We start from the raw sequence: 20,961 nt of genomic DNA, 5'->3' as shown, positions 1-20,961 counted from the left end.
GCGGCACGGGCGAACGCCGGAATAAAACAACATTTGTGCCATATCCGGACCTTGGACGCAGGCATGAAAGCATTGTGTCCAAAAGGCCCCGCGCATTTACCAACAAACAAACAAAGGGCGCCGGAACATGGTAAATCAATTGCTAATGTCCGCTCTTTCGCTTTAGTACACGGCGGGACATATTGAGCTTGGGGGCAAGCGTCTTGGATATCTATTTTCAGATCTGGTTGATCGGCGGATTGTTCTTTTTGTTCGCTGGCACCATTGCAACATGGCTGAGCGGCGGCAGCTCGAAGGTCGTGTGGTATCACGCCGCAATCGCCTATATTTTGTGGCCGATATCGATCATCGTCGTCGTGGTCTGGGTGCTCTGGGCACGCATGCAAGGTGGCCGAAAATAGGCTTTTTGGCCATATTTTGGACCTTTCGTCACATTTCTCTCCGATTCAGCGTCATTTCACTCGCATCTGCACCGCAACGCAACAGCGTTGCAGTGCAGTGCAAAAACTGGTTTAAATGTCCGTCGAACGGCGAACGGACACGAATGATGATTGAGCCTCTTCCACCAGTTTCCGCAACGAAGGGCCATATCCAGGGCCTCAATGGCCTCAGGTGCCTGAGCATCCTGATCGTGATTATCGGTCACTTTTTCCTCGGCGAATATTCCGGAATATCGTCGCTGGGCGTCTATATTTTCTTCGTCATTTCAGGATTCCTGATCACCCGATTGCTGCTTGCCGAAGCGAAGGAAACCGGCGACGTGCGAATCGGCGCGTTCTATTGGCGGCGCTTGCTGCGGCTGTTTCCGGTGCTGATCGTCTATATGATCGTCGTCGTCCTGTTCGCCAGGATGCATTCGATCCCGTCGCCGTTGATCGAAATCGCCTCGGTCTTTCTCTATTTCGTCAACTACCTAAAGTCGTATTACGAACTTGCCGGGACACAGCATGTCCTGCCCATCGGCGTGCTCTGGTCGCTGTCCGTCGAAGAGCATTTCTACCTTATCGCGCCGCTGTTCATCGCCTTCGTCAGGGCGAGCCCGGGGAAGGTGCTGGCCTTCGCGATCGTCATGATCGTGGCACCGTTGCTCATCCGCATCGGCTACGTCATCCAGTGGCCGGAATGGTCCAACACGAACCGGATCTACATGGCATCCGAGACGCGATTCGATTCGATCGCTTACGGCGTATTCCTCGCGGCAATCTGCGAATTGAGCCCCGAGGGCCGCCTCCGAAAAGCCATATCGAGCCCGCAGGCGCTTATCGCGGGCGTCGCGCTGCTGGTCCTCTCGACCGTCATCCGGGACGATTTCTTCAGGGATACGCTCCGCTACAGCCTGCGTGGCATCGGCGCCCTCCTCATCGTGGCACCGATCGTCTTTTCGCCACGGCTGGGATTGCTCCAGAACATCGCGAATTCCCCACCGGCGGAATGGATTGGAAAGCTCAGCTACTCGCTCTACATCTGGCACGGCGCGGCATGGTTCTTCCTCTCCAACACAGGGATGACGAAGACCGTGCTCACATCGTTCGCCGAACTCGGCGTGACGTTCGTCCTCGCCGTCGCGTCCTATTATCTCGTGGAGATGCCGGTGCTGAAATGGCGCAACAAGGCGTCCACACGCCGGAAGGGCGTGGTCACGAGCTCGGTCGCCGCTTGAAGGGCTCTAAGAGGCGCTGCGATAGGAATTGAGCATCTCGAAATAGAGCTTCTTCGGACGCAGATCGCCATCGAAGGGCAGCCCTCGTGACAGGCTGCCGTCGGACCATTTGTAGCTGTCATATTGCGATAGCCAGGAATAGCGGTCGGAAATGCCCCATGTGAGACATCCGAGCACCGCGGGTTTCGAAAACGCAACATCGAGATAGCGGCGGCCGAGTGCCGCAATATCCGCGTCCCGCTGGGCGGGGTCGGCGGGCCCTTCGACATCGGCGATATCGAATTCGGTGATCAGGATTTTCAGGCCGAGATCGCTGACCTCGTCGAGGAAGCGCGACATGACCTCGTCGGTGTAATCCAGGCGATATGCCTTGAGGTGGGACTGTATCCCCAGCGCGTGGACGGGAATGCCCTTCTTGAGGAGCTTTTCGAGTAGTTTGAGCACCGATGACCTGCGCTGCTCCGCCCACCAGACATCCGCCTCCAGATTGATCTCGTTATAGAAGAGCAGCGCATCCGGATCGGCGGCATGGGCGACCTGGAAGGCGGTCTCGATATAGCCGGAGCCGAAAGCCTTGTACCAGGGCGAACTGATGCGGAGATCCTCCTCGCCACCCTCATCGATGTGGATGACCTCGTTGATGACGTCCCAGGAATGCATCCTGCCCTTGAAGTGACCGACCGTCTTTTCGATGTAGTCGGTCAGCAGCTTGTCGTCGCGTCCTTCCGCGAGCTTCGCCAGCAGCCATTCGGGGTTCGCCTCGTGCCAGAGCAGGGTGTGGCCCCGCATGCGCTGGCCATTCTTCTCCGCGAAGGCCAGAAGCCGCTCGGTCGGCGCGAAGTTGAGCCGTCCCTGCTTCGGTTCGATCGCCTTGCGCTTGGTCTCACCCTCGGCGACGAGCATGTTGGCCTGGTCGATGACCAGTTGGGCAAACGGCTTGTCCTTGGCGAGAGTGCCGGTCGAAACCGCCGTGCCGTAGATCAGCTTGCGGTCGGTCGCTACCTGCCGCAGCGTTCCTTCATCGGCGAGTGATGGACGTGTGAGGCCAAGAAGAGGCATGGCTGCGCCGGCGGCGAGGAATGAGCGTCGCGTGATGTTCATGTCGTTTTCCTTTGGCAGCTATTGTCGCAGCAATTGCTGCGGCTTTGCCGGCGGCCAATGGGTGGCGGCCAGCCATTCGTAGTCCCTAGACTTCGCGGACATGTGCCTGGAGTGAATGATCGTGATCGCTATGACGACAAACACCCAGCTCTGCTTGTCGGGCGAGAAGAACTGGCTCTCGGTGAAGTTCTGCAGCATGCCGAACAGCCACATCGAGAACAGCATCGCGTTCAGTTTCAGGTCCGAAGTCAGCGGATTGGCGAAGCGGTAATAGGGTACGATCATCAGAGCGATGATGGCGAGCGTCAGCCCCACAATACCAGTGGTGAGAAGCACCTCGATATAGCCGCTATGGGAATGGCCGATCTGGGTGACGAATTCGCTCACCGCGCTCTCGTAGATCGGCGATGAATATCCGATGGCCCAGAATGAGCCGTAGCCCGAGCCGAAAAACGGATGCGTCTGAATAAAGGGCATCACGGACTCCCAGATGCCGATGCGGCCGGAGAGGTTCTCGGGATCGGAGAAGAAGGCCAGCACCACGTCCCATTCGGCCCATGTCATCACGGCGATCCAGAACCCTATACATGCCATCGCGACATTGAAGAAGGGGCGCAGGCCGTAAAGCATGATGGCCCGGTAGCCGAGGCCCGACATCAGCACGATCAGGAACCAGCCTATCGATGTCTTGGACTTGGTGAAGATCAGGAACACTGCCGCAAGGGCGAAGAACAGGAAATCCAGCGGTTTCCGTCTGCTGATCGCATGATGGAAGAAGAAGAGCGAAGCGTGGATCATCACCGCGCCGGCGATATTCTTGTGGGGGATCACACCGCGCCAGGCCCCTACCAGCGACGTATCGATCTCATCGGCCGGATGGACGGCGAACGAGAAGATCGGAATTCTCGACAGCAGCACCGCGATATAGGACGCCATGATGACGCCGGCCAGGAATATGTACACCGCCCGTATGGTCTTGGCGGCGCCCAGGTTCTGGATGCACCAACCGACGGCCAGAAGGATGATGTACATGCCGATGGCGCGGCGAATGGAAATGCCCGGTTGAATGGCGTAGATCGCGCTGAACAGGCACCAGAGACACGCCACATTGTAAGCCGTCGAAATCGGGATGATCGATCTCGGCCGCATGAAGATGAAGGTCGCGCCCCCCACGACGAAGAATGTCATGAAATAGGTGAGCTGGCGGATCATATCACCGCCGGCACCCTCGATCACGGCGAGGCCGAGCGTCTCGCGGCTGAGCGACGATGCGGCGGCCTCATAGCGCACCTCCACCACGATGAAGGTCAGGAGCAGGCAGAGTGCCGCCGTGAAGAACAGATCAGCCCCTAGTTCAAGCCCTAGAAACGTCCGTCTGCGGACAAGAGGTAAGCCCGGTGTATATCGCTCTGCATAGGCCAATGGCATAACCTTGGTTTTCGTTTGGGCGATAGGCACGTCTGCCCTGTTTATAAGCTGAATGGAAATTACCGGGCAACCCCGAAGTCCGGCCCTATTGCCGCAGGCCCCGGCAATCTCCACTCAGAAACGATCATCCCTCAGGGGTGAACGAGCGATCTGATATCGGCCTCGACCAGGCTCCTGATCTCCGGACGATCGAGCGCGAAGGCGACATTGGCCATGATGAACCCATCCTTGGCGCCGGTGTCGTAGGTCTTGCCCCGGTAGTGATAGGCCGTGAAATCCTGCTTCTGCAGCAGCTTCAAGAGGCCGTCCGTGAGCTGGATCTCATTGCCGGCGCCACGTTCCTGGGTTTCGAGAATGCTGAAAATTTCCGGCTGCAGGATATAGCGGCCGTTGATGAAGAAGTTCGACGGTGCCGTTCCCTGAGGCGGCTTCTCCACCATGCCGGTGATCCGGAAACCATCGGCGATATCCTCGCCGCGCCCGACGATACCGTAGCGATGCGCCAGTTCGGGGGCGCATTCCTCCACGGCGATGACATTGCCGCCGCTCTGGGCATGAAGCTCGACCATGCCCGCCAGGCAGGCCTTTTCCGATTTCATGATCATGTCGGGCAGCAGCACCGCAAAGGGCTCGTTGCCGACGATGTCACGCGCGCACCACACGGCGTGACCAAGGCCCAGAGGCTCCTGCTGCCGGGTGAAGCTTGTCGTACCCGCCTTTGGCAGAATGGCTTCGAGTGCCGTCAGCTCGACCGTCTTGTTTCGTGAGCGGAGCGTGGATTCGAGTTCGAACTGGATATCGAAATAGTCCTCGATCGCGGATTTGCCGCGGCCGGTGACAAACACGAAATGCTCGATCCCGGCCTCGATCGCCTCATCGACGACATATTGGAGGACGGGCTTGTCCACCACCGTCATCATTTCCTTGGGAATCGCCTTGGTGGCGGGAAGAAACCTGGTGCCCAAGCCAGCAACGGGAAAAATGGCAACTCTTACTTTGTCGGAACGCATGTGCTTCTCCAGAGTGTCAGCGTTTATCGCGACGCTTCGAGGTGCGCTCCTCCCGGCTCTCAATCGAGCACAGCCGGTCCGACCGAGTCAAGACTGGCGACCGGACGCCGGCACTAGCGTCAGGCGACGCACGTTTCAGCGAACGGATTTCAGGCGGCACATCCCGCGGCGTTTTTTCGCGCGAATTTCCATCCGGCCAGCGAAGTGCTGGCCGGCGCGTCATCATGTATCTGTTGATCGTTACTCAGCCGCCAAGGACTGGCTGAGAGTGGGCTCGGTCTCGGTGCGCCGCCCGATGGACCAGTATTCGAAGCCGTCGTTCTTGACGTCGTCCACCGAATAGAGATTGCGGAAATCGATGAGCAGCGGCGACCGCATGACCTGGCGGAGCCTGGGCAGGTTCATCTCCTTGAACTCGGTCCACTCGGTCACTGTCACGACAGCGTCGGCACCGGTCGCGGCGTCATAGGCGTCCTTGCAGAACTCGACGTCGGTAAGGATTTTCCCGGCGTTGGTCATCGCCTGGGGATCATAGGCCCTGATATGCGCGCCGAAATCCTGTAGCGCCTGGACCAGCGGAATGGCAGGCGAATCGCGCATGTCATCCGTGTCGGCCTTGAAGGCGAGGCCGAGAATGGCAATGGTCTTGCCGCGAACGACACCATTGCAGGCATCCAGCACCCGCAGCGCCATTGCGCGCTTGCGATTCTCGTTGACCTGGATGACAGCCTCGACGGTGCGCAGTTGTACGCGATAGTCCCGCGCGGTCTTGGAAATCGCCAGAGTGTCCTTCGGGAAGCACGAGCCGCCGTAACCGGGTCCGGCATTGAGGAACTTGCGGCCGATGCGGCTATCGAGCCCGATGCCGTTCGCGACATCGCGGATATCGCCGCCGACGGCTTCGCAGAGATCGGCGACCTCATTGATGAAGGTGATCTTCATCGCCAGGAAGGCGTTGGAGGCATATTTGAGCAGTTCGGCCGAGCGGCGCGAGGTTTGCAGGACGGGGACGCCCTTGAAGCCATCGACGCCATAGACCCTGGAAATCACGGCCTTCGCCCAATCGTCCTCGCTGCCGATGACGATCCGGTCCGGCTTCAGGAAGTCGTCGATCGCGACACCTTCGCGCAGGAATTCGGGATTGGAGACGACCGAGAAGCGGAAATTGCCGCCGGTGGTCCTGAGAATCCGCTCGACTTCGTCGCCGGTGCCGACGGGAACCGTCGACTTGTCGACCACGACGAGGTCGCCACTTGCCTTTTCGGCTATGGCATGGGCCACGGCATAGACATATTTCATGTCGGCATGGCCGTCGGTCACGCGCGGCGGCGTGCCGACAGCGATAAAGGCCGCATCGGTGCCCTCGAGGGCGAGGCCGAGATCTTCCGTGAAGTCGAGGCGGCCGGCCGCCACATTGGATTTCACCAGGTCCTCGAGACCGGGTTCGTAGATCGGGATCGCGCCGCCCTTCAGCGCTGTGACTTTTCTTTCGTCGTTGTCGACGCACACCACCTGGTGGCCGAGTTCCGCAAAGCATGTGCCGGCGACGAGGCCGACATAGCCGGAACCAATGATAGCTACCTTCATTTTTTTCTCCTTATGCAGTCTTCGGTACGCTTGGGATCGACCGAGACGCAATAATTTGACGGAAATACTCGATGGTGTTCCCCAGGCCCTCTTGGAGCGGGACCTTTGGCTCCCAGCCCAGATATTCCCTTGCCCGGGAAACATCTGGACATCTCTGCATCGGATCGTCCTCAGGCAATGGCCGGAAGTCGATCCGAGATTTCGAAGCAATCATGGCGAGCACGGTCTCTGCAAGTTTGCGTACCGTGATCTCGACAGGATTGCCGATATTGATGGGAAAGGTGACATGGTCGGGCGCATTCATCAACCCGATAATGCCTTCGACCAGATCGTCGCGATAACAGAAGGACCGCGTCTGGCTGCCATCGCCGTAGATGGTAATGTCTTTTCCCGTGAGCGCCTGGATGATGAAATTGGAGACGACACGGCCGTCTTCCGGGTTCATTCCGGGCCCGTAGGTGTTGAAGATCCGGACGATTCGCGTGTTCACGCCATGAAACCGGTGGAAATCCGAGACCAGCGTCTCGGCGCCGCGCTTGCCCTCATCGTAGCAGGAACGGACGCCCATCGTATTGACGTTTCCCCAGTAATTCTCTTTCTGTGGATGGACGAGCGGGTCGCCGTAAATCTCCGACGTCGAGGCCTGCAGGAGTTTGGCGCCACGGCGCCTGGCAAGCTCCAGCATGTTCAAGGTGCCGATCACGCTGGTCTTGAACGTATAGACCGGATCGCGTTGATAATGCTGCGGCGAAGCAGGGCATGCGAGATTGTAGATCTCGTCAAAATTGCCATCGAATGCATCGATGACCGAATGCTCGACGAATTCGAATCTCGGATTGGCCAGCAATCCGGCAATATTCTGGCGGGCACCCGTGTGGAGATTGTCGAGGCAGGTGACGTGATTGCCCATGTCCAGCAGGCGTTCGCACAGATGCGCACCCAGAAATCCCGCTCCGCCGGTCACCAGAATTCGCGTCAAACAATCACCCTCTCGCACATTCCGTGGCACTGATAGACCGGCAAATAAGACACGGTCATGACCATCGCTCACATCCCTGGTCCCACATTGGCCATCAAGCACGCGATATGCAAGTTCCGGGACCGGGTCGCGGCAAGCAAATTCAGCTCCTCAGCCCCGGCGCCTCGTGGCCGCTGCGGGCGACGTATTCAGTATAGCCGCCGTCGTAGCGATGAATGCCCTCGGGCGTCAGTTCGAGAACCCGGTTCGAAAGCTCGGCGAGGAAGTGCCGGTCGTGGCTGACGAACAGCATCGTGCCCTCGAAATCGCCGAGCGCCTTGATCAGCATTTCCTTGGTGTCGAGGTCGAGATGGTTGGTCGGCTCGTCGAGCACCAGCAGGTTCGGCGGATCAAACAGCATGCGGGCCATGACCAGCCGGGCCTTCTCGCCACCCGAAAGCACGCGGCATTTCTTTTCCTGGTCGTCGCCGGAAAAGCCGAAGCAACCGGCGAGGGCGCGAAGCGGGCCTTGCCCCGCCTGCGGGAAGGAATCTTCCAGCCACTGGAACACCGTGCGGTCGCCGTCCAGCAGGTCCATGGAATGCTGGGCGAAATAGCCCATCTTGACGGATGCGCCGAGCGACACATTGCCCTGGTCCGGTTCGGTCGAACCGGTAACCAGCTTGAGCAGCGTGGATTTGCCGGCGCCATTGACGCCCATGATGCACCAGCGTTCGCGCCGGCGGATCATGAAATCGAGACCCTCATAGATGACCTTCGAGCCATATTGCTTGTGCACGCCCCTGAGGTTCACGACGTCTTCGCCGGAACGCGGCGCCGGGCGGAATTCGAAGGCGACGACCTGCCGGCGCTTCGGCGGCTCGACGCGCTCGATCTTGTCGAGCTTCTTGACGCGGCTCTGCACCTGGGCGGCATGCGATGCACGCGCCTTGAAGCGCTCGATGAACTTGATCTCCTTGGCGAGCATCGCCTGCTGGCGTTCGAACTGCGCCTGCTGCTGCTTTTCGCCTTCGGCGCGCTGGCGCTCGTAGAATTCATAGTCGCCGGAGTAAGTGGTGAGCGAACCTCCATCGATCTCGATGATCTTGTTCACAATGCGGTTCATGAACTCGCGATCATGCGAGGTCATCAGCAGCGCGCCCTCGTAACCCTTGAGGAAATCCTCGAGCCAGATCAGGCTTTCGAGATCGAGATGGTTCGACGGTTCGTCGAGCAGCATGGCATCGGGCCGCATGAGCAGGATGCGAGCGAGTGCCACGCGCATCTTCCAGCCGCCGGAGAGCTTGCCGACATCGCCATCCATCATTTCCTGGCTGAAGGAGAGACCCGCCAGAACTTCCCGTGCCCGGCCATCCAACGCGTAGCCGTCGAGCTCCTCATAGCGCGATTGCACCTCGCCATAGCGCTCGATGATCGCATCCATATTGTCCATCTGGTCGGGGTCGGACATCGCCGCCTCGAGTTCGCGAAGCTCGGCCGCGACCACGCTCACAGGACCGGCGCCCTCCATGACCTCGGCCACCGCGCTGCGGCCCGACATCTCGCCGACATCCTGATTGAAATAGCCGATCGTGATGTTCTTCTCGACCGAGACCTGGCCCTCGTCGGGCTGTTCCTCGCCGGTGATCATGCGGAACAGCGTCGTCTTGCCCGAGCCGTTGGCGCCGACAAGGCCGATCTTCTCGCCGCGGTTCAAGGCCGCCGAGGCCTCGATATAGAGAATACGGTGCGAGTTCTGCTTGGAGATGTTTTCGATGCGAATCATGCGGGGGCGGTCCGGACGGGAGGAATGTTTCGGCCGGGCTTATGGCATGTTGCGATGCAAAATGGGAGTCGGGAATGAATGCGCCGGAGAACGTTGTTGGGCTAACGCAATTCGGCCCCGGAAGGCATTCCAGGGCCGGCAAATCTGGCGATGTGTGACCTGCGCCTACATGCTGGCCTGATAGGCCGAGAAGATGAGATAGAGCGCGATAATAATTGAGGAAAGGGTAAGGGATGCCCCCCAGGGCTTCCGGTTCTCGACGGGATAGGTCATGTCCATGATGGTCTCCTTCCTGCGCGGCCTCCTTGACCGCTCGAACGGGTTGGCATGAGGAAAACGGCTCGCCGCGCCAAAACGTTCCCTCAACAGCCGTACCGTTGGGGACCTCATGCGCCTTGTGAATATTTTACTGCTTGGATATATCGGGCAAGCCGCTGTTATCCCGGCGCTTCCGGGTCACGGACAGTTCCGCCGACTTCAATGGGTAGTAAAAATTTACTGAAACACGTTCCGGATTGCCGGAATTTGTGTCATCATGCTTGGAACGACAAGACTGGATTAGACGGGATGGTCACGATCAAGGAAATCGCCAAGGCCGTCGGCGTATCGCCGGCCACGGTGTCGCGAGTGCTGAACTACGATCCGGCGCTGTCGATTTCCCCCGTCAAGCGGCAGGCGATCATCGAGACCGCGGAGGCGCTGAATTACGAGACGCCGCGCAACCGCAACAAGGCCAACGGCCAGGCCGCGCCGAGCATGCTCACCCGGCTGGCGATCATCCATTTCCTCGAACCCTCAGACGAAATCGCCGATCCCTACTATGTCGGCGTTCGGCTCGGCATCGAGAACCGCTGCCGCGAACTCAAGTCCGAGATCGTCAAAGTCTTCCATTCCGATGCACTGCCCGAAGCTTCGCTGCTGTCGGGCGTCTCGGGCGTCATCGTCATCGGCAAGCATTCCGATAGTGAGATCGCCTGGTTCCGCGAACATGCCCAGCATGTGGTGATGGCCGATTTCGACCCGAAGATCGATACGTTGGACAGCGTCTTTTCGGATGTCGGCGTGGCGACGGTGAAGATCCTGGAAGGCTTGAAAGCCAGCGGCTACAAGCGGATCGGCTTCATCGGCAGCCACGAACATCTGAACGGCGAGACGCTCCATTTCGGCGAGCGGCGCTGCGCCGCCTATATCGAATGGCAAAAGGCCAATAACAGTTTCGATCCGGAGCTGCTGGCGCTCGGCAGCAACGTCAACGGCCAGAACCTTCGGCTCGAAACCGGGTACCGGCTGGCCCAGGGCCTGCTTGATCTGGACAGGCGACCCGACGTGATCATCACCGCCAACGACAATATGGCCATAGGCACCTATCGCGCGGCGCAGGAACGCGGGCTCTCCATTCCGAGCGATATCTCGATCATTTCCTTCAACGACATTCCCGTCGCGCAGTTCCTCACCCCGCCGCTCACCACCGTGAAAATCCATGGCGAGCATATCGGCGAAACGGCGGTCGATCTGCTGCTCGAACGGCTCTCAGGCCGCGATTATGGCAAGCAGGTGCGTATTGCTACCGAACTGGTCTGGCGCGGAAGTTGCCGCAAGCCGCTGGAATCATAATACTTTTGCCAGCCTCTTCGCAGGCGCAATAAATATTTACTAAATTTTCCTTGCTCGTTGCCTGATTTTCGGTAAAACTTCCCCTACGAGACAGGAGAGGAGAACCTGTTTCGAACCATTCCGAGGGAGGAAACAATGGCTAACAGGACGATTCTATCGCGCTTTGCAGCGGCGGCACTCGCCGGAGCGAGCATCTTCGCGGCATCCGCCGCATTCGCCGGCGAAGTGACCATCTGGTGCTGGGACCCGAACTTCAACGTCGCGATCATGAAGGAAGCCGGCGCCCGCTATACCGCCAAGCATCCCGGAACCACGTTCAACGTCGTCGATTTCGCCAAGACCGATGTCGAGCAGAAGCTGCAGACCGCGTTGTCGTCAGGCACCACCGACGCGCTGCCGGATATCGTCCTGATCGAGGATTACGGCGCGCAGAAATACCTGCAGTCCTTCCCCGGCGCCTTTGCCGAAATGTCCGGCAAGATCGACTATTCCGGCTTCGCACCCTACAAGGTGCAACTGATGACGGTGGACGGCAAGGTCTATGGCATGCCCTTCGATTCTGGCGTGACCGGCCTCTACTACCGCAAGGACTATCTCGAACAGGCCGGCTTCAAGCCTGAGGACATGCAGAACATTACTTGGGACCGGTTCATCGAGATCGGCAAGGCGATCGAAGCCAAGACCGGCAAGAAGATGATGGGCCTCGACGTCAATGACGCCGGTTTCATCCGCATCCTGATGCAGTCGGCCGGCGGCTGGTATTTCGATAAGGACGGCAATCTGTCGATCGAAGGCAACCCGGCGCTGAAGGCGGCGCTCGAAACCGAGCAGAAGATCCTGCAGGCCGGCATCTACAAGCCTGCGGCCGGATGGACCGAATGGGTTTCGGCCTTCACATCGGGTGACGCTGCCACGGTGACGACAGGCGTCTGGATCACCGGAACCGTCAAGGCGCAGGCCGACCAGTCCGGCAAGTGGGGCGTGGCACCGATTCCGAAGCTGAACATCGAGGGCGCATCGCATGCCTCGAACCTCGGCGGTTCGAGCTGGTATGTGATGGAAAGCTCGGCCGAGAAGGACGAGGCGATCGACTTCCTCAACGAGGTCTATGCCAAGGACTCCGACTTCTACCAGAAGATCCTGGTCGATCAGGGCGCCGTCGGCTCGCTGCTTTCGGCCCGCTCCGGCCCGGCCTATTCAAAGTCGGATGAATTCTTCGGCGGCGAACCGGTGTGGCAGAACTTCTCCGATTGGCTGGCCAAGGTTCCATCGGTCAACTACGGCATCTTCACCAATGAAGTGGATACCGCAGTCACCGCGCACCTGCCCGACCTCGCCAAGGGTGCCAATGTGGACGAGGTGCTGAAGAAGATTCAGAGCCAGGCCGAAGGCCAGATCCAGTAAAAACGAATCCTCCGGACAGGCGGTTGGCTGCCTGTCCACTCCCTGGGGCGCCATGCGGCTTTCCAAGCCGCATGCGCTTCGGCGACCCTATTCCCCTCATGGGCAGAGAGACGGCCATGGCCACGGCACGCACAGGCGGATTGAAGCGATATTATGACGTCAACGGCTGGCTGTTCATCGCCCCGTCGATCCTGCTGATTGGGATCTTTCTGATCTATCCGATCTTCCGTTCGCTCTACCTGTCCGCATTCACCGGCAAGGGCATGATGCTGAAGTTCGGCGGTTTCGCCAACATCGTCAGGCTGTGGAACGACCCCGTCTTCCTCCACGCGCTTTCCAACACGATCATTTTTTTCGTGGTGCAGGTGCCGATCATGATTGTGCTGGCACTGTTGCTTGCCTCGGTGCTCAACAATGACCGGCTGAAATTCATCGGCTTCTTCCGCACCGCGATCTTCCTGCCCTGCGTCGCTTCGCTGGTCGCCTATTCCGTGCTGTTCAAGAGCATGTTTGCCGCTGACGGCGTGGTCAATTCGGCGCTGATGGCCATCGGCCTCGCGTCGGGACCTATCGGCTGGCTCACCGAGCCCTTCTGGGCCAAAGTGCTGGTCATCCTCGCCATCACATGGCGCTGGACGGGTTACAACATGATCTTCTATCTCGCGGCGCTGCAGAATATCGACAGGTCGATCTACGAGGCGGCGCGGATCGACGGCGTTCCCGCCTGGGCGCGGTTCATCTACATCACGATCCCGATGCTGAAGCCGGTGATCCTGTTCACCACCATCATCTCGACCATCGGCACGATCCAGCTGTTCGACGAGGTCTATAACCTGACCGAGGGCCGCGGCAGTCCGGCCAATTCGACGCTGACACTGTCGCTCTACATCTACAATGTCACCTTCCGCTACATGCCGAGCTACGGCTACGCGGCGACCATGTCCTATGTCATCGTGCTGATGGTGGCGCTCCTGTCCTTCCTCCAGTTCTATGCCGCGAGGGACCGGTCATGATCAGTTCGCGCACGCTATCCACGGCCGGCCAGTACCTCTTTCTCAGCGTAATGGCCTTCCTGTCGATCTTCCCGTTCATCTGGATGATGATCAGCTCGACCAATACGTCGGTGCAGATCATGGGCGGCAAGGTGAGCCTGGGGTCGGCATTTGCGACCAATGTCACGAACTTCTTCACGCTGGTGGATGTGCCGCTGGTGTTCTGGAACTCGGCCAAGGTCGCGATCCTGGCTACCGTGCTGACCATCGTCGTCTCCTCCTTCGCCGGCTATGGCTTCGAGATGTTCAAGTCGAAATGGCGCGACCGGATCTATTCACTGATCCTGATCACGCTGATGGTGCCCTTTGCGGCGCTGATGATCCCGCTCTTCATGATGATGGGGCGTGCCGGCCTGATCAATACGCATATCGCGATCATGCTGCCATCGATCGCCTCGGCCTTCATCATCTTCTATTTCCGCCAATCGACCAAGGCGTTCCCCACCGAGTTGCGAGACGCGGCCAAGGTCGATGGGCTCAAGGAATGGCAGATCTTCCTCTATATCTACGTGCCGGTGATGCGCTCGACCTATGCGGCGGCCTTCGTCATCGTCTTCATGACCAACTGGAACAACTATCTCTGGCCGCTGATCGTGCTGCAATCGAACGAGACCAAGACGATCACGCTCGTCGTCTCGTCGCTCGCCTCGGCCTATTACCCGGATTTCGGCGTGGTGATGATCGGCACCATCCTGGCCACGCTTCCCACGCTCGCCATCTTCTTCGCCATGCAGCGCCAGTTCGTGCAGGGCATGCTCGGTTCAGTCAAATAGGATTTCGAAATGCGCATTTATGAGAGTTTCAACGGCAACTGGGTGTTCGGCGAGGGCTTCGAGCCCCCGCGCGCGCAAGCGTTGCAGGCCGGCGAGACCGTGCGCCTGCCGCATTCGGCCGTGGAACTGCCCTACAACTACTTCGACGAGACGAGTTACCAGAAGGCGTTCACCTACCAGAAGGTCATCGCCTGGCGGCCGGAATTCGAGGGCCGCGAAGTCTCCGTGGTCTTCGATGGCGCGATGGCCGACAGCGTCGTCTACCTCAACGGCGCCGAAATCATCGCCCACAGGGACGGCTATACGCCGTTCGAGGCACGGCTGACACCGCATCTCAAGCAGGGCGACAACCTGCTGACCGTGAAGATCGACGGTTCCGAAAATCCCGCGATCCCGCCCTTTGGCGGCCAGATCGACTATCTCTGCTATGCGGGGATTTATCGCGATGCCTGGCTCAAGGTGGTCAGCCCGGTTTCGATCGGCAACGTCAAGATCGAGACACCGGATGCGCTGGCCGAGCGAAAGACCGTCACTGCAAGGGTCTTTATCCGCAATCCCGAGAAGAAATCCTTCGCCGGCAAACTATCGGCAATCATCCGTGCCAAGGGTGGTACCGAAGTGGCGTCCGGATCGGTCGAAGTGAATGGCAATGAAGCCACGCTCTCATTCTCCGATCTCGGCGGCATCGAGCTCTGGGATATTTCCAACCCCGCACTCTATGTCCTGTCGCTGAAGCTCGAAACCGAACACGGCACCGACTTCCTCGCCCAGCGCTTCGGTTTCCGCACCGCCGAATTCACGCCGGATGGCTTCCTGCTCAACGGCAAGCCGCTCAAGTTGCGCGGGCTGAACCGCCACCAGTCCTGGCCGCATACCGGCTATGCCATGGGCCGGCGCGCGCAGGAGAAGGATGCCGACATCCTCAAATACGAGCTCGCCTGCAACATCGTGCGCACCTCGCACTATCCGCAGTCGAAATGGTTTCTCGACCGCTGCGACGAGATCGGGCTGCTGGTGTTCGAGGAAATCCCTGGCTGGCAGCATATCGGCGACAAGGAATGGCAGCAGGAATCGATCGAGAATGTCCGCCGGATGATCGAGCGCGACTGGAACCATCCATCTATCATCATCTGGGGCGTGCGGATCAACGAGAGCCAGGACAGCCACGATTTCTACGCCGAGACCAACCGGCTTGCGCGCGAGCTCGACGCGACCCGCCAGACCGGCGGCGTGCGCTTCATCACCAATTCGGAATTCCTCGAAGACGTCTATACGATGAACGACTTCGTGCTCGGCAACGAGGAACTGCCCGGCAATAACCGGGGCCGCGTCGCGCTGCGCGACCGGGTGGAAACGACGGGCATCACGCGACCGATCCCCTATATGATCACCGAATATAACGGCCACATGTACCCGACCAAGCGCTTCGACCAGGAGCAGCGGCAGGCCGAGCATGTGACGCGCCACATGCTGATCCTTGATGCCGCCGCCGGCGACAGCAACATTTCCGGCTCTACCGGCTGGTGCTACGCTGACTACAATACCCACAAGGACTTCGGCTCGGGCGACCGGATCTGCTATCACGGCGTGCTCGATATGTACCGGATCCCGAAATTCGCCGCCGCCGCCTATGCCAGCCAGGGCGAGCCGGAGTATGGCGTCGTGCTGCAGCCGGTGACCTACTGGGCGCGCGGCGAGCGCAATATCGGCGGCATACTGCCGCTCATCATCCTCACAAACTGCGACTATGTCGAAGTGAAGTTCGGCGATTTCCCGCCCAAGCGCGTCGATCCGGACCGCGAGACCTACAAGCATCTGCCGCATGCGCCTGTCGTGCTCGACCATCGCAACATCACGCCCGACGAAATCGGCCGCTGGGGCCATGTCTGGCGCCAGGGCGTAATCACGGGCTTCGTCAATGGCAAGGCTGTCAAGTCGATCACGCTGGCCGCCGATCCGGTGCCCACCACGCTTGACGTCAAGGCTGACGACCTGGCACTCCGCGCCGGCGAGCGGGATGCGACCCGCGTGGTGATCCGGGCACTGGACCAGAACGGCAATCTCCTGCCCTTCTTCGAAGAGCCGGTCAGCCTGACGCTTGAAGGCCCCGGCCGCATCATCGGCCCGGCCGATCACACGCTGAAGGGCGGCGCCACCGGTCTTTGGATCGAGGCGGGCGACGCGGCGGGCACGCTGACGCTGACGGCGGAGAGCCGGCGCTTCGATACGCAGACCATCCAGATATCCGTGACCTGAGGAAGAACCAGATGGCCGAGGTCCGACTGACCGACATACGCAAGAGTTTCGGGGCGCTTGAAATCATCAAGGGCGTCAATCTCTCGATCGAGGATGGGGAATTCACCGTCTTCGTCGGACCGTCCGGCTGCGGCAAGTCCACGCTGCTCCGGATGATCGCCGGGCTCGAAGACATCACCTCGGGCACGCTGGAGATCGGCGGAAAGGTGATGAACGACGTCGATCCGTCCAAGCGCGGCATCGCGATGGTGTTCCAATCCTACGCGCTTTATCCGCATATGACGGTGCGCGAGAATATGGGCTTTGCACTGCGCTTTGCGGGTCAGGCCAAGGAGGAAATCGACCGGCGCGTCGATGATGCAGCGCGCATCCTCGAACTCGGGCCGCTGATGGATCGCAAGCCGAAGGCGCTCTCGGGCGGGCAACGCCAGCGGGTCGCGATCGGCCGGGCGATCGTGCGCAATCCGGATGTCTTCCTGTTCGATGAGCCGCTGTCGAACCTCGACGCGGAACTGCGCGTCCACATGCGCGTCGAGATCGCAAAACTTCACAAGGAACTCAAGACCACGATCGTCTATGTGACCCACGACCAGGTCGAGGCGATGACGCTGGCCAACAAGATCGTGGTGCTGCGTGCGGGCGAAGTAGAGCAGGTCGGCGCGCCGCTCGATCTCTACGACGACCCGGCAAACATGTTCGTGGCGGGCTTCATCGGCTCGCCGCGGATGAATTTCCTTAAAGGCCGGGTTGTGTCGGTCGAGGCCGGGAACGTCACCATGTCTCTCGTGAACCAGCCGGACGTGCGGCTTACGCTGCCTATCGCCGCCGCATCGGTAAAGACGGGCGACGACGTCAGCCTTGGCATACGGCCCGAGAACTTTGCCGCACCCGGCCAGGGCGACGCCGATCTGACCGTGGAAGTGGACGTGGCCGAGCACCTCGGCAACACGTCCTACGTCTACGCCCATGTTTCCAAGGAAGAACGCATCATCATCGAGCGGGAAGATTCCCGCGACGCGACCAACAAGGATTCACTGACGATCGGGCTGGTCGCGGCCAATACCTTTCTTTTCGACCACGCGGGCCACCGCGTGAAGTAAGCGGGCCTCGCCCGCGCCACGACATATTGAAGGAGACTGATATGAACGGCACAAAACCGGTCAACTGGGGAATTATTGGCCCCGGCACCATCGCTCGCACCTTCGCCGGCGGGCTCGCCCATTCCAGGACAGGCAAGCTGGCGGCGATCGCGACCCGCGACCCGGGCAAGCCCGGCCTTGCGGAGAATTTCCCCGGCGCCCGTATCGTCGAGGGCTATCAGACCCTGCTCGACGATCCCGAGATCGAGGCTGTCTACATCGCGACGCCTCACGTCGGACATGCCGAATGGGCAATCAAGGCGGTGCGTGCCGGCAAGCATGTGCTGGTCGAAAAGCCGATTGCACTCTCGTCCTACGAGGCCGAGGCGATCTACCACGAAGCGCGCAGGGCGAACGTCTTTTCAGGCGAGGCCTTCATGTATCGGCTGCATCCGCAGACTGCGAGGATCGTCGATCTGGTCAAGAGTGGCGTGATTGGCGACGTCAGGCTGATCCGTTCGAGCTTCGGCTTCAACATGGGTACGGTGAGGCCGGAGCACCGCCTGTTCGCCAACGCGCTGGCCGGTGGCGGCATCCTCGATGTCGGCGGCTATCCAGTTTCCATGGCGCGGCTGATTGCCGGTGCTGTCGAGAGCAAGCCCTTCGCGGAACCGGTCTCGGTGTCAGGCGCCGGCCATCTTGGCGAGACGGGTGTCGATGAATGGGCCTCGGCACTTCTGAAATTCGCCAGCGGTATCGTCGCCGAAGTCTCCTGTTCGATCATGGCCAACCAGGACAATACGCTCCGGATCGTCGGCTCGAAAGGCCGGCTGGAGGTCAAGGATTTCTGGTTTGCCTCAGGCCATGAAGGTGGTACCGGGTTGATCGAGATCACGCTCAACGATGGCACGCGCCAGACGGTCGAGGTCACGGAAGAGGGTTGGCTCTATTCCTTCGAGGCCGATGCGGCGGGTGAGGCCATTCGATCTGGAAAATTGGAATTCGAAACACCGGGTATGAGCCACGCCGACTCCGTGGGCAATCTCCGTGTCCTCGACCAGTGGCGTGCTGCGATTGGCCTCTCCTACGATGCCGAGAGGCCGGAGAACCGGAGGCTCAACATATCAGGTGGCAAGGTCACGGCTGGTTCAAACCTGCCCAAGCGGTCGATCCCCGGCCTTTCCAAGCAGGCTTCAGTCGTTGCGCTCGGCTTCGAGTTCTTCCCGAATTTTGCCAATGCGTCGCTGACCATGGATGCGTTCTACGAGGCGGGCGGAAACCTGTTCGACACGGCCTGGATCTACGGACGCGGCCTGACCGAGAGCGTGTTCGGAGACTGGCTTACCAGCCGCGCCGCGCCCCGCGAGGAGATCGTTCTGATCGGCAAGGGCGCCCATTCGCCGCTGGTCTATCCCGACCAGATCGGCAAGCAGCTCAGCGAGTCGCTTGAGCGGCTTAAGACCGACTATGTCGATATCTATTTCATGCACCGCGACAACGAAGAGGTTCCAGTCGGCGAATTCGTCGATGCCATGGATGCCGAGGTGAAGGCCGGCCGTATAAGGGGGCCTTTCGGCGGATCCAACTGGTCGCGCGATCGCCTGCAAGCGGCGATGGATTATGCGACCGCGAACGGCAAGATGCCGCCCGGCGCCATGTCTAACAACTTCTCCCTCGCCGAAATGCTCGATCCGATCTGGGACGGCTGCGTGGCTGCCTCCGACGACGAATGGAAGGTCTGGCTGAACGAGAGGCAGTTCCCCAACTTCGCCTGGTCGAGCCAGGGCCGTGGCTTCTTCACCGACCGCGCGGGACAAGACAAAACGGATGACGAGGAATTGGTACGTGTCTGGTACAGCGACAAGAACTTCGGCCGCCGCGACCGCGCGATCGAACTGGCGGCAAAGCTCGGCCGCAAACCGATCCATGTCGCTCTCGCCTATGTGCTGGCCCAGCCGTTCCCGGTCATCCCGCTGATCGGCCCGCGCAATGTCGCCGAACTGGAAGACAGCCTCTCGGCGCTCGACATCCGGCTGACGCCGGAACAGGTGAAGTGGCTGGAAGGGTAAGACGTTACGGCAGCGGGGCGCGCGTCGCGTCCCGCAGGCCGGACCATTTCACCACCAGCCTGGCAATCGCCGGCCCCGCGATAAGGATCACCAGGAAACGCGCCAGCTGCATCGCCATGACGAAGGGTATGTCGACATTCGACGAGGCCGAGATGATGGCGACGGAATCGGCGCCGCCGGGGCTTGTCGCCAGATAGGCCGTCAGCGGGTCGATGCCGGCGAACTTCACCAGCACCACGGCGAAGAGACCGCAGATGGCGATCAAAGCAAGGATCGAGCCCAGCACGCGCGGTAGGGCACGTGCCGCATGCGCCAGGATCGGCCAGGTGAAACGCAGGCCAATCGTCCAGCCGACCAGCGCATAGGAAGCTGCCAGCAGCCACGGTGGCAGCTCGATCTTCATCACGCCGGTATTCTGCAGCACGATACCCAGAATCATCGGCAGGAGAAAAATGCCCGCCGCGATCTTGAACCAGCGCGTCACAAAAAAACTCACCACAATCAGCAGGATCGTCGCGGCGAGCGCGAGCCAGTCCACCGGCGGAAACCAGACCATGGCCGGCAGCGGCGTGCCGGAATGGCCGACCCAGATCCGCGCGATCGTGGACGCGACCACCGAAACGCAAACTACGCGCAGATACTGCATGAAGGCCACGAGCCGCATGTCGGCGCCGAAGGAATCCGCCATGATCGTCATTGCGGACGCGGCGCCCGGGAAGGAACCCCAGATCGCGGTGGTGCCCGGCAGGACCTGCAGCTTGGCGAGCACCCAGCCGAGCGAACAGGCCGCCACGATGACCGAGACGACGCCGGCGAGGAAAAGCGGCCAGTCCCTTGCGAGTTCGCCGAGGATCGAGAGTGGAATGGTCGTCGCGATCATGCAACCGATCACGCCCTGGGCCATCAACCCAATGGCAGGAGGCACGACCACCTGCTTTTCGAAGCCGGCGAACAAAATGGCTGCCAGCATCGGTCCGAGCAAAAGAGCAGCAGGCAGGTGCACGCTTTCGAGCACATAGACGATGGGCGCGGAGACGAAAAGCAGTGCGCCCCAGCGAATTGCCTGCACGCCTGCGCCACCCATCACGCTCATAGCGGCGAAGGTCCGGTCGATGATGCGGGCATGGTCAATCCGTGGGATGTTGCGGGCAGGTCGTCACGTGGTGCAGATGTGTGATCAACCG

The 20,961-nt window shown here is 60.2% G+C and carries 16 protein-coding genes; 9 read left to right on the top strand and 7 right to left on the bottom strand.

All coding sequences use genetic code 11. The annotated features are described in order from the left end of the window. Positions 1–203 precede the first annotated feature (203 nt). Together IHQ71_RS26500 and IHQ71_RS26495 are read left to right on the top strand one after the other, a co-directional pair. Complete coding sequence (locus IHQ71_RS26500; RefSeq protein WP_258159385.1) at positions 204–401, top strand: hypothetical protein; 198 nt, start codon at positions 204–206, stop codon at positions 399–401. Positions 402–547: 146 nt separating this feature from the next. Then, a complete protein-coding gene (locus IHQ71_RS26495; protein ID WP_258159384.1) occupies positions 548–1,660 on the top strand; it encodes an acyltransferase in 1,113 nt (370 codons plus the stop codon). A gap of 6 nt (positions 1,661–1,666) precedes the next feature. On the opposite strand, the gene IHQ71_RS26490 is transcribed toward IHQ71_RS26495, so the two are convergent. The 6 genes from IHQ71_RS26490 to IHQ71_RS26465 all read right to left on the bottom strand — a co-directional run bounded on the left by IHQ71_RS26490 (position 1,667) and on the right by IHQ71_RS26465 (position 9,530). Continuing rightward, positions 1,667–2,761: an endo-1,4-beta-xylanase gene (locus IHQ71_RS26490; protein WP_258159383.1), complete on the bottom strand. Its 1,095-nt coding sequence runs from the start codon at positions 2,759–2,761 to the stop codon at positions 1,667–1,669. 18 nt (positions 2,762–2,779) lie between these two features. Further along, complete coding sequence (locus tag IHQ71_RS26485) at positions 2,780–4,183, bottom strand: O-antigen ligase (protein ID WP_258159382.1); 1,404 nt, start codon at positions 4,181–4,183, stop codon at positions 2,780–2,782. A gap of 137 nt (positions 4,184–4,320) precedes the next feature. Next, positions 4,321–5,199, bottom strand: coding sequence for a UTP--glucose-1-phosphate uridylyltransferase GalU (gene galU / locus IHQ71_RS26480; protein WP_258159381.1), 879 nt, complete (start codon positions 5,197–5,199; stop codon positions 4,321–4,323). A gap of 240 nt (positions 5,200–5,439) precedes the next feature. Further along, a complete protein-coding gene (locus IHQ71_RS26475) occupies positions 5,440–6,786 on the bottom strand; it encodes a UDP-glucose/GDP-mannose dehydrogenase family protein (RefSeq protein ID WP_258159380.1) in 1,347 nt (448 codons plus the stop codon). Between the two features lie 10 nt (positions 6,787–6,796). Then, the gene (locus IHQ71_RS26470; protein ID WP_258159379.1) at positions 6,797–7,765 is read right to left on the bottom strand and encodes a UDP-glucuronic acid decarboxylase family protein; all 969 of its coding nucleotides are present in this window, start codon (positions 7,763–7,765) and stop codon (positions 6,797–6,799) included. Between the two features lie 142 nt (positions 7,766–7,907). Next, positions 7,908–9,530 (bottom strand): ABC-F family ATP-binding cassette domain-containing protein, encoded by a 1,623-nt coding sequence (locus tag IHQ71_RS26465; protein ID WP_258159378.1) that lies wholly within the window; start codon positions 9,528–9,530, stop codon positions 7,908–7,910. Between the two features lie 567 nt (positions 9,531–10,097). On the opposite strand from IHQ71_RS26465, the gene IHQ71_RS26460 reads away from it, so the two are divergent. The 7 genes from IHQ71_RS26460 (at position 10,098) to IHQ71_RS26430 (ending at position 19,777) form a co-directional block, all read left to right on the top strand. Then, entirely contained in the window at positions 10,098–11,144 is a 1,047-nt protein-coding gene (locus IHQ71_RS26460; RefSeq protein ID WP_258159377.1) for a LacI family DNA-binding transcriptional regulator, read from the top strand. Between the two features lie 135 nt (positions 11,145–11,279). Continuing rightward, positions 11,280–12,548 (top strand): ABC transporter substrate-binding protein, encoded by a 1,269-nt coding sequence (locus IHQ71_RS26455; protein WP_258159376.1) that lies wholly within the window; start codon positions 11,280–11,282, stop codon positions 12,546–12,548. Between the two features lie 116 nt (positions 12,549–12,664). After that, positions 12,665–13,561: a carbohydrate ABC transporter permease gene (locus tag IHQ71_RS26450; RefSeq protein WP_258159375.1), complete on the top strand. Its 897-nt coding sequence runs from the start codon at positions 12,665–12,667 to the stop codon at positions 13,559–13,561. After that, complete coding sequence (locus IHQ71_RS26445) at positions 13,558–14,373, top strand: carbohydrate ABC transporter permease (protein ID WP_258159374.1); 816 nt, start codon at positions 13,558–13,560, stop codon at positions 14,371–14,373. Before IHQ71_RS26450 ends, IHQ71_RS26445 begins: the two co-directional genes overlap by 4 nt. Positions 14,374–14,382: 9 nt before the next feature. Continuing rightward, positions 14,383–16,629 carry a glycoside hydrolase family 2 protein gene (locus IHQ71_RS26440; RefSeq protein ID WP_258159373.1) on the top strand — a complete coding sequence of 749 codons (2,247 nt, stop codon included), beginning with the start codon at positions 14,383–14,385 and terminating at the stop codon, positions 16,627–16,629. Positions 16,630–16,640: 11 nt separating this feature from the next. Beyond that, positions 16,641–17,729: an ABC transporter ATP-binding protein gene (locus IHQ71_RS26435; RefSeq protein ID WP_258159372.1), complete on the top strand. Its 1,089-nt coding sequence runs from the start codon at positions 16,641–16,643 to the stop codon at positions 17,727–17,729. Between the two features lie 41 nt (positions 17,730–17,770). After that, entirely contained in the window at positions 17,771–19,777 is a 2,007-nt protein-coding gene (locus tag IHQ71_RS26430; protein WP_258159371.1) for an aldo/keto reductase, read from the top strand. Positions 19,778–19,781: 4 nt separating this feature from the next. On the opposite strand, the gene IHQ71_RS26425 is transcribed toward IHQ71_RS26430, so the two are convergent. Further along, positions 19,782–20,870, bottom strand: coding sequence for an AbrB family transcriptional regulator (locus tag IHQ71_RS26425; protein WP_258159370.1), 1,089 nt, complete (start codon positions 20,868–20,870; stop codon positions 19,782–19,784). Positions 20,871–20,961 lie beyond the last annotated feature (91 nt).

It is taken from the genome of Rhizobium sp. TH2 (assembly GCF_024707525.1).
In the GTDB taxonomy this organism is placed as follows: Bacteria; Pseudomonadota; Alphaproteobacteria; order Rhizobiales; family Rhizobiaceae; genus Rhizobium_E.
The sequence above is the reverse complement of the archived record's forward strand: the minus strand, read 5'-3'. Positions and strand labels throughout refer to the sequence as shown.

What these genes read in the sequence shown, in the direction of transcription:
- galU (WP_258159381.1), bottom strand. Translation starts at nt 5,199, where the DNA reads ATGCGTTCCGACAAAGTAAGAGTTGCCATTTTTCCCGTTGCTGGCTTG.
- IHQ71_RS26475 (WP_258159380.1), bottom strand. Translation starts at nt 6,786, where the DNA reads ATGAAGGTAGCTATCATTGGTTCCGGCTATGTCGGCCTCGTCGCCGGC.
- IHQ71_RS26435 (WP_258159372.1), top strand. Translation starts at nt 16,641, where the DNA reads ATGGCCGAGGTCCGACTGACCGACATACGCAAGAGTTTCGGGGCGCTT.
- IHQ71_RS26455 (WP_258159376.1), top strand. Translation starts at nt 11,280, where the DNA reads ATGGCTAACAGGACGATTCTATCGCGCTTTGCAGCGGCGGCACTCGCC.
- IHQ71_RS26445 (WP_258159374.1), top strand. Translation starts at nt 13,558, where the DNA reads ATGATCAGTTCGCGCACGCTATCCACGGCCGGCCAGTACCTCTTTCTC.
- IHQ71_RS26490 (WP_258159383.1), bottom strand. Translation starts at nt 2,761, where the DNA reads ATGAACATCACGCGACGCTCATTCCTCGCCGCCGGCGCAGCCATGCCT.
- IHQ71_RS26430 (WP_258159371.1), top strand. Translation starts at nt 17,771, where the DNA reads ATGAACGGCACAAAACCGGTCAACTGGGGAATTATTGGCCCCGGCACC.
- IHQ71_RS26450 (WP_258159375.1), top strand. Translation starts at nt 12,665, where the DNA reads ATGGCCACGGCACGCACAGGCGGATTGAAGCGATATTATGACGTCAAC.
- IHQ71_RS26495 (WP_258159384.1), top strand. Translation starts at nt 548, where the DNA reads ATGATTGAGCCTCTTCCACCAGTTTCCGCAACGAAGGGCCATATCCAG.
- IHQ71_RS26460 (WP_258159377.1), top strand. Translation starts at nt 10,098, where the DNA reads ATGGTCACGATCAAGGAAATCGCCAAGGCCGTCGGCGTATCGCCGGCC.
- IHQ71_RS26440 (WP_258159373.1), top strand. Translation starts at nt 14,383, where the DNA reads ATGCGCATTTATGAGAGTTTCAACGGCAACTGGGTGTTCGGCGAGGGC.
- IHQ71_RS26425 (WP_258159370.1), bottom strand. Translation starts at nt 20,870, where the DNA reads ATGAGCGTGATGGGTGGCGCAGGCGTGCAGGCAATTCGCTGGGGCGCA.
- IHQ71_RS26465 (WP_258159378.1), bottom strand. Translation starts at nt 9,530, where the DNA reads ATGATTCGCATCGAAAACATCTCCAAGCAGAACTCGCACCGTATTCTC.